The sequence below is a fragment of the Rhodopirellula sp. MGV genome, from assembly GCF_002251265.1.
GTDB lineage: Bacteria > Planctomycetota > Planctomycetia > Pirellulales > Pirellulaceae > Stieleria > Stieleria baltica_A.
Genome location: NZ_NPDI01000029.1, coordinates 98,297 through 109,903, shown reverse-complemented (window position 1 = coordinate 109,903; position 11,607 = coordinate 98,297). Strand labels below are relative to the sequence as shown.

Annotated in this window: 9 protein-coding genes and 2 pseudogenes; 1 reads left to right on the top strand and 10 read right to left on the bottom strand. The window is 52.3% G+C overall.

All coding sequences use genetic code 11. From position 1 onward, the window contains the following. From CGZ80_RS10670 to CGZ80_RS10620, 10 genes and pseudogenes are all read right to left on the bottom strand, one after another. Positions 1-775, bottom strand: a 775-nt coding sequence (locus tag CGZ80_RS10670; protein WP_143543855.1) for a transposase, incomplete at its 3' end; no start/stop codon positions are given. A gap of 48 nt (positions 776-823) precedes the next feature. Beyond that, entirely contained in the window at positions 824-1,015 is a 192-nt protein-coding gene (locus CGZ80_RS10665; RefSeq protein WP_094414143.1) for a transposase, read from the bottom strand. An 82-nt stretch (positions 1,016-1,097) separates the two neighbouring features. Beyond that, the gene (locus CGZ80_RS27925; RefSeq protein WP_158222648.1) at positions 1,098-1,325 is read right to left on the bottom strand and encodes a hypothetical protein; all 228 of its coding nucleotides are present in this window, start codon (positions 1,323-1,325) and stop codon (positions 1,098-1,100) included. A 661-nt stretch (positions 1,326-1,986) separates the two neighbouring features. Beyond that, a pseudogene (locus tag CGZ80_RS10650) lies at positions 1,987-3,291 on the bottom strand (IS256 family transposase). A gap of 113 nt (positions 3,292-3,404) precedes the next feature. Next, positions 3,405-4,949 (bottom strand): hypothetical protein, encoded by a 1,545-nt coding sequence (locus CGZ80_RS10645; protein WP_094414139.1) that lies wholly within the window; start codon positions 4,947-4,949, stop codon positions 3,405-3,407. A 20-nt stretch (positions 4,950-4,969) separates the two neighbouring features. Continuing rightward, positions 4,970-5,662, bottom strand: coding sequence for an FRG domain-containing protein (locus CGZ80_RS10640; protein WP_233148355.1), 693 nt, complete (start codon positions 5,660-5,662; stop codon positions 4,970-4,972). A gap of 82 nt (positions 5,663-5,744) precedes the next feature. Further along, positions 5,745-7,421, bottom strand: coding sequence for a P-loop ATPase, Sll1717 family (locus tag CGZ80_RS10635; RefSeq protein WP_143543854.1), 1,677 nt, complete (start codon positions 7,419-7,421; stop codon positions 5,745-5,747). A 288-nt stretch (positions 7,422-7,709) separates the two neighbouring features. Continuing rightward, positions 7,710-9,014, bottom strand: coding sequence for a transposase (locus tag CGZ80_RS10630; RefSeq protein WP_094414133.1), 1,305 nt, complete (start codon positions 9,012-9,014; stop codon positions 7,710-7,712). Positions 9,015-9,079: 65 nt separating this feature from the next. Further along, the gene (locus CGZ80_RS10625) at positions 9,080-9,322 is read right to left on the bottom strand and encodes a hypothetical protein (protein WP_094414131.1); all 243 of its coding nucleotides are present in this window, start codon (positions 9,320-9,322) and stop codon (positions 9,080-9,082) included. 197 nt (positions 9,323-9,519) lie between these two features. Continuing rightward, positions 9,520-10,682, bottom strand: a pseudogene (locus CGZ80_RS10620) (hypothetical protein). A 443-nt stretch (positions 10,683-11,125) separates the two neighbouring features. Between CGZ80_RS10620 and CGZ80_RS10610 the strand changes: the two are divergent. After that, entirely contained in the window at positions 11,126-11,596 is a 471-nt protein-coding gene (locus CGZ80_RS10610; RefSeq protein ID WP_094414151.1) for a DUF1348 family protein, read from the top strand. Positions 11,597-11,607 lie beyond the last annotated feature (11 nt).

The window sequence follows — 11,607 nt, the reverse complement described above, 5'->3', positions numbered from 1 at the left end:
GGTCAATTTCGTATGCCGTTGCAGTCAGGCCAACAAACACATGCAACCATGCCGGACGTCCATCGACACGCCAGCCTGTTTCATCACCAACAACTTGGGGCGAGCCACGTACGGCGTGGCGAACCTCCTCATGGGCCGATTTCAAACGTTTTGCGGTGCGAAGCATGCTTCGGCAGCTCGTACTGCGTCCGACGGTGATTTCGAAAAGCATTTCCAGCAAACGCTTTACCTTGCCGTGACTGAGCCCCAGTTCTTTGTTAAGCAATGCCATGGCGGCGTGAACGTTCGGTCCGAGCTGCACAGCTGCAGCTCCGGTCGCATCGGATGTTTGCAGTTCGTGCCGACCTTGCACCGCCGCGCCGCAACCGGTGCAGGTTCCAGCGTCGATATTGAACTGTCGATGAATGACGGTCCGAGGAATTTCAGTTTGATACTGGATTCGAGTTTCGGTCTTCGTCAGTTGATCGCATCCGCAACCAGGGCAACAGCTTGGCAGCGGCACATCGTATGCCTCGTCGATTTGCTCCGGAGCAGCACGACGATGGTGCTTGCCGTGGTCCTCTCCGCTCTTTCGGCCAGCCTTCTTTGGATCCGCCTTGCGCCCTTTACGAAATGGGGCAGCTTGGCGTTTGCCCTCGCGTTCGACCTTCTCGAGCCGTTTGGTTAGCTTTTCAACTTGTTCGACCAAGGCATCGATCACAGCTTGCTGCTGCTCAATGATTCGTTGCTGCTGCTTGCAACCTAGGCAATCGGTCGTGGTCTTGGGAACATCCATGATCTCCGAATTGTTGTCGAATCATGCAGAATTCACCAACACCAATTTTTAGCTCGGTAAACAAGTACCGTCGGATTTCATTCCACCGTATTGTTTTTTCCAGCGTCCCCAGGTCGCCACGCTAATCTCAAGTGCCTGAAAAACTTCAGCCTCGGTCTTGCCCGCCGCCATCATCGCTTCGCCTTCTTGGAGGGCCTTCACGATCTGCTCGGGTTTCCGCCGTTTTCGTTTCTTCGTCATCGAAAGTCTCCTTTGGCCGTCGTGGCCGGTAAACTTTCATAACCGATGAATCAGTTTCTTGGGAGCACGCCAATGGTGCTGGTTAACGGTTACTTTGCACATGCATGTCGAAATGTGGTCGCTTGATCGGATCAAGCCTTACGAGAAGAATCCTCGAATCAATGGCGACGCGGTTGATCCGGTCGTCTAATCCATCAACGACTTCGGTTTCCGGCAGCCGCCCCTCGTCGATCCCGACGGTGTCATTATCGTCGGCCATACCCGTTGAAAAGCCGCCAAGCAACTGAACCTCGCCGAGGTGCCAGTTCACGTTGCGACAGATTTTGAGCCGGAGGCGGTGAAGGCCTACCCCATCGCCGACAACCGCACCGGCGAGAACACCAACTCAAAGAGTTTCCGAAAACAGCTCGGTTCATTTACTTGCCTTATGTATGCGTCTCAGTTTTGAATCCGCAATCGCTAAAGCCAGCAAAATCAATCTAAAAGTAAACTTCAACCCGAGCGGACTGATCTTCATCACGAATGCCTGAATTCGGTGGTTCTAGTAAACATCTCTTGACTACAGCCCCTTCAGAGACGAACCTGAAACTAGCGGTCTATCATTCTCCGCCACTTAGCTATCAGCATGCAAAGATTACGGTTCGAAAGCGAAGTTGATCCAGAAGTCGTAATTCGATTTCTCCTGCATGACAGCGAGCCCAGTCGCATTGTAGAGTACTTGAACCTAGAGATTAGACGCGATTCATCAATTACGAATCGAGTCGAATGTGTGCTCAAGGCGAAAAAGGAGGAGACTTTGCAAGTATTCGACCGAATGCGAATATTTCCTGATCGCATCCGGCGATGCGCAGACCATCTACGATATCTCGCGGTGACGAGTGAAGACTCTAATAGATCAGCAGAACTTTTCTTGTAGCGTCTGTGAGATGTCGCCGGCGAGATATCGTCAATTGTTGTATCCTGAAAAATGATCAGGCGGCGATTTCTTCCTGCATAACTCGGTCTTTGAAGGTACGTCCTTCGATGACGTGGGCAATCTTTTCTTGGCAGTTCAGTCGCCTCCATTTCTTTGAAGCCGACTCTTCGAGCTTGAACATCATCGCCAAGCTTGCATGTCTTGAGCCGCTCCCTTTCACCTTACGGTGCCGCAGGCGAATGATGGCGAACGTCGATTCAATCGAGCTGGTTGTTTTTAGGTGACTCCAGTGTTCGGCAGGGAAGTCGTAGAAGGTGAGCAGCACTGACCGATCTTTCTTTAGGCAGTTGCACGCGTTTGGATACTGGGCTTCGTACATTTCGCAGTATACGTCAAAGGCCTTCTCTGCCACTTCTTTCGTTTCATCTTGCCAAATTTCGCGCAGATCCCCCTTCGCTTTGGGCTGAACACTTTTCGGCATTTTGTCGAGGACGCTGGCCGTCTTGTGAACCCAGCATCGCTGCTCACGAGTTGCCGTGAAGACCTTGCGAATCGCCGCCCAAAAGCCGAGAGCAACGTCGCCGATTGCAATTTTAGGATCGATCGTCAAGCCACGTTGCTTGAGACCCAGCAACAGCTCCGTCCAGCTTTGCTCGCTTTCCGGGTAGCCATCCAGCACTGCGATAAGCTCTTTTTGGCCATCAGCGGTTGCCCCCCAGCAACACCAACAAACACTGCTTTTTATTGGCATCGTCCTCGAGGCGAACCCTGGCGTGGATCCCATCGGCCCAGACGCAAACGTACTGCTTGCCCGACAAGTCACGCTTGCACCACGCATCGTATTCTTGACACCACTGCTCCTTGAACCGCACGACAACGCTCGCGCCAAATCCGGTAGCTCGTTCACCAAACAACGACTGGAGGGCTTCGACAAAGTCCCCGGTAGAAATTTCTTTGAGGTAAAGCCAGGGAATCAATTCTTCGACGGCTTTGCTCTTTCGTAGATAGGCAGGCAGAACGCTCGGAGTGAACGTGACTCGCATCTCTGGATCAGGGTGGTTGTCTCGGACACGCCCCTGAGACACCGCAATCGCACCGGCACCTGCCATGATCTCCCGTTCAGGTAGTGTGCCGTCTTGACCACCGAGCGTCGCCCCTGCTGGTCTCGACGGTTCTCGTTTTCGTCGATGAATGCCTGCACTTCGATATTGATCGCCGACCGCAGCATCCGCCCGGCTCCCTCACGAACGATTTCGTCGAGCAGGCTTTTCTGATCAAACTGAGCCCGATATCCAATCACTTCAGGATCGAGTGACTCGTCTACTGGTGCCGCAGTTCGCTGTGATTTAGTCTGGTTCATGGCGTGTCCCTCTGCCCACGCTGGGCCGTTGAAGGGTGATAACTTCAACAGGATACGCCGCCTTTTTTCTTTCTTTCAAGAACACAACTTTTGATCATATCTCGTCGCCGGCTTTAGAAATGCTTCATCGAATCAGGCGTAAACAAATTCACAGCGTCAATAATTAGCGTATTAAATTGAAGACTGCTATTTGACAGACTGGCCCAGTCAAGTTCTTGCGAGCGATTGCAGAATCTGACGGAGCTCTTCCTCGTACCTGTTTGTTCGATCACCCCAAAGAATCGCCGCTGCCAGAGAAGCTGAAGGACGTCGTCAGCCGTCGCCTCATTTTCCGTTAGTTCGCGTAGGATCGCTGCTCGCAACTCATGAATCTTTGCCTGCTCCGACTGGAATCCGTTGAGCAAGCGTTTCAGTGCATGTCCGTTCCCAACGATATCTTCATTGCTACCGTCGTACACATTCAGCGAAGATCGCTTGAACTGCCTAGCAATACCTTGCAAAACAAGTTCACACGAACAGTCCAGTATCATTTCCCTCGCGAAATCTCGGACCGATTTGTGTACGATACCGTGGATGGTTTCTCGCCCAATTCTAATTCCCCCGGCTCTTTTCGCATGCTGAACTGATCGGCACAATTCATTCCCAATGCAAATAATCTGACGAGGCATCAAACGAGTATGACGCACTACGTAGTCGGCAACCTTTTCTCTTCTATTCCGAGAACGGTTCATTATGCTTCCAACGCCGAGCCAATCGCGAAGTTCATCGCTCGATGAATGAGTGAACTTAAACCGCGTTGGGAGTGAACTAACTTTACGTGACAGGAATCTCTTAGCATCTCGAGCTTCCCAGGCTAGCGTCATAATGTCGGCACGCGAACTATAGTTAAAGTATCTCGGCTGCCGTGTAGCTGCGCGATGCACTCTTGCAGAAGATGTAGCAACTAAGTCGACGGAGTGAAACAGTGAGTCCGACTTTGATGATAGCACAAAAAACATCAACCCCTGAAGACACTCAGACCATGCCACAGGTGCATTGTCAAGAACTTCATCACTCACGTCCAATAGGATCGGGAATCGACTGCCTGATCTGAGTGCTTGCTCAACCGCCACAGTCGCGCGAGCAAACTCATCAGAATGATAGTATTCACGGAACTCATTTCTGGTCATCAAGCCCTGGCAAATATGAGTTAAAGAATCCGTTACGCAAACTGGGACACTCGTGGCTCGCGCCCGCGTAACAAACGTTCGCAATGCTTCGATATCAGATGAGCCATTGCCATTCTTTTCCCTGCCGAACAAAATGTGTGTGGCGATCGCGCGGATTGTCGCCATTCTCCAATACTTCTCCCAGTATTCAACAGTATTGGCTTGAACAGGTCGAAGAGCTCTATGGACCCCCATGACCCCTTCTGTGTCGGGGTGCAGCCCCACATCAACTATCCCGATGTTGACTGCATCTTCCGCGAACGGGTGCTGTAGCAAGGTTCGCGTTTTACCAGCACCTGGTTCACCGACTATCAGCCTCGTGATAGACGGAGGCGTGCGAATCACCGACTCATTCGATTCATCATCTAAATCTATGAACTCAGAGGTGCCGATATCACCAACACGCCGCAAGCAGGGCAATCCGAAAGGAACTTCATCATTAAAGCTCATTGACAAATCCGCTTCTGAGCTTAGTTTCTTGCTGGGGTTATTTTGGCCAGCGTTGGTGCGAGCTGAATTCTTGCTGCACGCACACATCCCTCGTAGCCTGGAAATAGCTGGGCGTGATGAATATCCATCGTGTGCAAATCTTCGATAGCGACCGCAGCCTCTTCCTGAGGTACGAGAAACTTAGTGAGCGCCGGTGAAGCAGGATCCATCGAGCGGTGGTGATCTTCCAAAGAAGCCAGCGGAATCACCGACAAAGAAAAGAGTCCGCCCTGATTTCTTATTCTTTCATCGATATGCCGGGGAACTTTTACCAGGCGAACGCCACAGTGCTCGCTCCATATTTCACTCGTCGTGTCCATTGCCCAAATGGCAACATGGGTACTTTCACAACTCATTCCCGAAATCAACAAGTCCGTGAACGCGAAATAGGAAGCGATATACGGACTACGGGACCAGTCCAGCAATCTCGTTGGAAGACCGTGGTGCTGAGCAAGTGCCATCAACCACATTTCGTCCTCGTCCGGACCAATACGACGTGAGCGAATCGATTTCGGATCGTATTCACCAACGTATCTCGTGAAGTTCTCCATCAACTCCTTCGCTAACTTAGGCCTACGCTCAAGCGGTATTGAAGAGTATGTGCGATCAAAACTCGGAGTCAAGCACCAGTCAGCCGATTGATGCCCGCGAAAGACAAACCGATCTCGTTCCATAATTGATTGGCCTGCCAAGTCCTGAACAAAGTCAGACTTGAAGTGAGGCCAACTTTCATACTGGACGATCCTTATACCGTCACTATTCTCCATATTGTGCTCCCCGCCCAGGCAATAGAGGTCGTTTCAAAACAGAAGTTAGCCCCACAGAGTCAATCAAGCATGGATGAAGCAAATAGCGAGGCTTGTCACGTGGAAGCCGGAACTCACTAAGGTTGTGTTCGGAGTAGAAGACTTCAGAAAACTGCTCTTGGGATATCGGAGCGTCGCTGTAACCTAGCAAGCGATTTTGCCACAGTACGGACATAGCATCCGAACTTTCGCCAAACTTCTCCATTGCCGCTTCCTCAGCTTCCTTCAAGTCGTTCTGAGAAAACGAGTCCTTCCCCAGCAAGCGGAGCACTCGTCGTAACTGCTCATACATATCTTCTCTGTACTCAACATTTCCTGTGTACAAATCTGAAAATTCATATTTGGTCGATTCGTTGCTCAAATTGCTGGAAAGGATTTGGTTTGTGCATATCTTCAGTTGTTCTTCACCAAATGACTTTGCCTGCTTTGAAACGACATCACGGATCTGCTGACTTGCTATATTTTTGCGCCCAGACATCTTTGCTGCAACTACTATCGCTGCAAGTGCATTGCCGAGTTGCACGATATCCCTAGGGAGCTGACGTGTATGGCGAATGAGATATGCCTCTAGACTCTCCGTGACACCTAGCGACTTGTTTTCGATCTGGTCTTTCCCTAGCCATCGTAGTAATTCGCCGCCCGACGCCATGTCCGGATTCATGCAGAGCAACTCACTAAGTCGCCCGATCTTCGTTCGCAAGAGATGACTTATTGAGTCCCACCCCCAATCGAGGACTTTGATGTGAGGCTCACCGCGATACCGATTTTGATGTTCACTGCGCAGCACCGACGAAAAGACGTGATCTCTAATGGCAATGATGACATGCAACCGTCCGCCCAATCGATCGTGACGGAGCAATCGCATGACCGCGTAGAACAGCCCTTTCTGCGCTCTCAGCCAATGCATTGGTGCATGCCCGAACTCTTCGTCAACGGAGTCAAGCAAAAAACAGCAAGGAGGTAGATGGTGGATACTCTCGGCAAGATAGTAAGTGATTGAATCCCATGCAGGTTGGTTCGCAAACCTTGTGAACTCTTCTGAATGCCGACATGAAAATAGAATGTTCTTTGCTGAAGAGTAGATCGGTTCCGGCGTACCGATTGACAAGCCAACCAGCTTGCGAAGCTCATCGAAGGCCTCTAACACCGTCCTATCCACCTGTTTTCTGAGACGCGGTGAAAACAGCACGTGCGAGAGGACGGAACGAAGAATCGCGCAACGCCAGAGAGTCATCCACTTCTCAGTAAGTATTCGTTCATCGAAAAGCGAACAAAAGCGAAGAACTGGGTCTGTTTCTGGTGGGCTTCGCCCAATGTCTGGATCAACATATATCGACTGATTTTCTTGTCGGCTTATGCCGTCATGAAGCCTTCTTAGGTAGGCGGTTTTACCGGATCCCTTCGCACCGACCAGAACTCGAACAGTCAAATCGGTGGATTCAGCGCTTATACCGGAACTGTACTTCGATTGATCGAAGTGAACGAAATCTTGGTTCAGCAGATCACTGAGGTTCGCGTGAGAACCATCGGGATTACCAAATGGAAATTCGTCGATCATAACACTATCACCCGTTGGGAACATGCCGTTGGATTGTAGCAGACTTTTGATGATGGGTGGGATGGTCATTAATCAGCAGGCCCCGGGCTGACCGTTTGAGACCACGATTTGTTGAGTGGTCCCTGGAATTTGGGAGCTGCTTGGCGAGTTTCTGCTTTGCATTACGGCCAACCCGCGCCTTGGCTACTTCGCCTTAGGGTTGCAGATGGCATTTCTTAGTTGGCAGAAAGACTTGCCGGATATTTTAACGCGTAGCCTCTCTGTCGCTCTCTTTCGAAAACGTCATTTTGACTCGTGCGGATCATGGTTCGGACGCGGAGCACTACGGAGGCAGCGTGCGATAACGGCAGCGATCGGTCAGGATGGCTTCCAAGATCGCTTGGTAACTTTGGAACACGAACGATTCGATCGCACTGCAAGTCGATGCCAGGGACTGCGGCAACTCTTCAGTTTGGCCAACACGGCCTGAAACAGAGGGCAGCAGGCTTGCTGGACTTGATCGACCACAAACGCGAACATCATCAAGATCAGAAGGACCGTACTTAAGCTCTTCTTGCGATGACCGCAGTTGTGCTCGAAGTGGTAGCCTTGGTTTTTAAGTGTGTTGAACGTCTCGTTCTCGATCCTCCATCTACAGCGGCAATCACGAGCTATTTCGAGAACCGTTTCTGCGGTCAACCGATGATCTGCTACCCAACTAAATATCGACTTGATATCGCCGTCGGCAGTCAAATCGCTCCGCCCGACATAGTTAACCAAAAGATCAGGATTGCTTTTGTTGAGCGGGACTCGCTTGGCCAATTGCGTCTCGCTCCGAGAGCCTTTCTTGTCGACCTTCGCGGTGCGAATGACGTGCAAGCGTGATTGATCGCCAGCATCAACGACTTGCTCAAACAAGTGTGCGTGGTCACCGGGCTTCGCATCAAGAATGAAGTGGTAGCCGTGTTCTTTGCAGTCTGCGATGTGCGGCGTGTTGCTTGAGAGGCCATCTTCGGTAATCGTCAACTTCAGCATCGGATGCTGCTTCTTGATCCGCTTGAGCAAGCATTTCGTGGCATTTCGCTCGCAGTCGTTCTTCGCTTCCCCATCCTGCTTGACGATCGGTTCGACTGCCATCGGGATCACCACACTGAGCTTGGGATGAATCATCGCCGCCACAACTGCTTGGTGAGCGTAGCGAGTGGTGCCGTCCTTAGACTTCTTCTCAAGGCAGTTCTCGCAACGCACATTGGACGAACCGAAGTAATCCGTTCCATCGATTGCGACGAGATAGCCATCGCCGATAAAGCGAAACTGCTCCAAGACGCCGCCACGCTGAAGTTTAGCAAACACGTCCGCGAACGCTTCATTGAGTGCGTCGACCTCGATCGGATCGAGGATGTCTCTGAATTGCGTGTCACTGGGGATCGATTTGATTCCGAAAACGTTTTTCAGCGACGGATCATCTTGCCGTTCGCCGTAGGCAAGTAACGACGGATCTTTGAGTGAAAACATTGCCAGGCCACTGGCCAGCACGTCAGGCAAAGTGAACGTAAGGTGCGATTGTTTGCGAGGGTCCTGGACCGTTTCGAAACGCTGTCGCAGCAACGCAAAAAGGGTGTCGGCAGAAAGATAGCGTCTGGTACGTGGGGAAACGGCAGGGCCGGACGTGGTGCTTTCCACATGGCTTGCGAAAACTGTCAGACACTATCATAAAATATTTCGGCGTAACCGTTCACCAGCACCATCTATTTCTGACGGATTGACTGGCTTAGCAGACGACGGCGGGCTCGGCGAGTTTTCTTGCGGTCGACGGCTTGGCGACGTTCGTCTTGGCGGTAGCTGCGCACTGACTCTGGGTGCTCGGCTTTCCATGCGTGAGGTGCCATCGCGGCCCAGCCCGTCTCGTCAGCCAGCGATCTGCGGATCACGTCGTCCAAGTACGCATGCACGTCCAGCTCATAACAAGAATGGATGGTGCCATCCATCATCCAGAAAAGCGAGTTATATTGGAACCACAGCTCTCGCGGTACAAAAGGCGGTCGCTGGGCCTCTGCCGCGATTAGCCAACTCGCGCAGCATCAAGCAACTGAGCTTTGTTCCAGTGTCGGCGCAGCGTGGTACCGACGGATTTCACTTTCATTCAGTGGCTGGTGCGTTAGCGATGGCTAATTTGATCAGCGACACGCTACTCGAAGCAGGCCGCCGCGATTGCTTGGCCGCGATGATGATGCCGGCCTGTTTGCCTTGCGTGCTCTCGCATGGATTCTGGGCTGCCGATGCACGAGGCCTTGCCGAAGAACTTGGGCCAGTGCCAAACCAAGTCACGCCACAGCGAAGCATTGATCCGGAGTTGCCCCAGAATCTTGGCAAGCGATTTCGGGACCTTCGCCGACACCCCGTCGACACTCTGCTTCGCCGTCCAACGAAGCAATTCCCAGTACGTCTCCGGGTCCACATTCAAGAATCCCCGGTCACTGCTGCGCACGCCTTCGGTATGGACTTCGGCGTCTTCAGAAAGCCTATCGGGTTTCAGTCTCAGGGGCTGAGCCAAGCGTCGCGCCGGATGCGTTTCCCTGGTGGATTTTTACGGCATTGCTTTCGCCTTTCGCGCAGTTCGTCGACTGGTGTTTCGCGGATCTCACGCCCCGCCTTTTCGGTGCTCACTGGCTTGAGATCAAACGCGGCGGATGGGATCTGCTCGCCGCGTTTTGATTTCGCCCGATCGTAAGCACTTGTGTGGGGACATTGGTCGGGACTCTCTGCAATCGCCGCACGGACCGGATTGAGATCAACGTACTGGGATCAACGTACATAGCGCAGGCCAACAAGCCTGCACCATCCACAATCCGCTGCGCTTTAAAGCGTCCTTCCCAGAACCGCCTCGTGCAGTCGTCTTGCTTGTTCGCCATCCGTGCGATCGGTTCGGACAAGGAACGCATGAACCACGACAGATCCGATAGGTGATCGCGAATCAGCTCGATCCGCTTGCCGTCACGCACCAGCCTTTTGACATCGTTTTCGTTCGGTTCGGCGAGGTGCTCTTCCAGTCGTTTGCCAGGGAAGACACGCAGCCAGCGGATCGCGACTTCTTCGTCGGTCCACTGAGCACAGACATCCGGCCTGTTGCGGAGGATCTGATGCATATGGTTGCTCATGACCGCATCGCTGAGCACATCAACGGCAAATACCGAGGCGAGCGATTCGAGACGGCGGCGGATCCATTCTTTGCGAGAGGAATAGTCCTTCCCGGAAACGGGATCGACGCCGGCGAGCACAACGCTGCTGGACATGGAATGTACAAACATCACCTGAGGTGAACTGTTCACATCGCTGAGGCGGATGCTTCACACTCTCCTAACTGGGGGTGTGAGCAGTTCACCGGGCGAGCGGATCGAGTCAAGCGTTTGATGGATGGCACCATCTATTAGATGATTAGATCGATGACGATATTTCGTTTTCTTGCAACGGTTTTTCGTTATCCACGAAATATCGTTCTCGCAGCCGAGATCGCAGAAATTCCGTAACCCCTTTGCATTTAACGCCTTGCGAAAGTTTTTGGTCGGTTGGCATCCGGCGTGCTAAGAGAAAGGCCAACGAATTAGCGAGCGACGCTAACCAATCGAACGGCTTCCTGAAGTCGATTTTCCACCAGCGGAGCAACTCGAACTGCCCGTCCTCAGCAAAAGCAACAACGAGTAGCACGCCCTCGAGAGTTTTCGTCGCATTCGAAGGAACTCAGTTTCAACGCCGAACCATCACCACCGGTATTTTTTTTTTCAATGGAGCCCATCGTGCCAACGCCAACCGACATTAAGCCGCCGTTCACTCGCCAAACAGCCATCCAAAAAGTGCAAGCAGCCGAGGATGGCTGGAACTCCCGCGACCCTGCGAAAGTTTCACTGGCCTACTCGATCGATAGCCAATGGCGAAACCGAGCCACGTTTGTCACAGGTCGCAAACAGATTATCGAGTTTCTGACCGGAAAGTGGCAGAAGGAGCGGGAGTATCGTCTGGCGAAGCAGTTGTGGGCCTACACCGACAACCGCATTGCCGTGCGTTTCCAGTATGAGTACCACGATGCCGACGGCAATTGGTTCCGGGCCTATGGGAACGAGAACTGGGAATTCGATGACGACGGACTCATGCGTCGCCGTGAAGCCAGCATCAACGACTATGCGATCGAAGAGTCCGAACGCAAATTCAATTGGCCGTTGGGACCTCGTCCGGCAGGTGATCCCGGTTTGGAGGAACTCGTCAGGTAAACACGACAAAT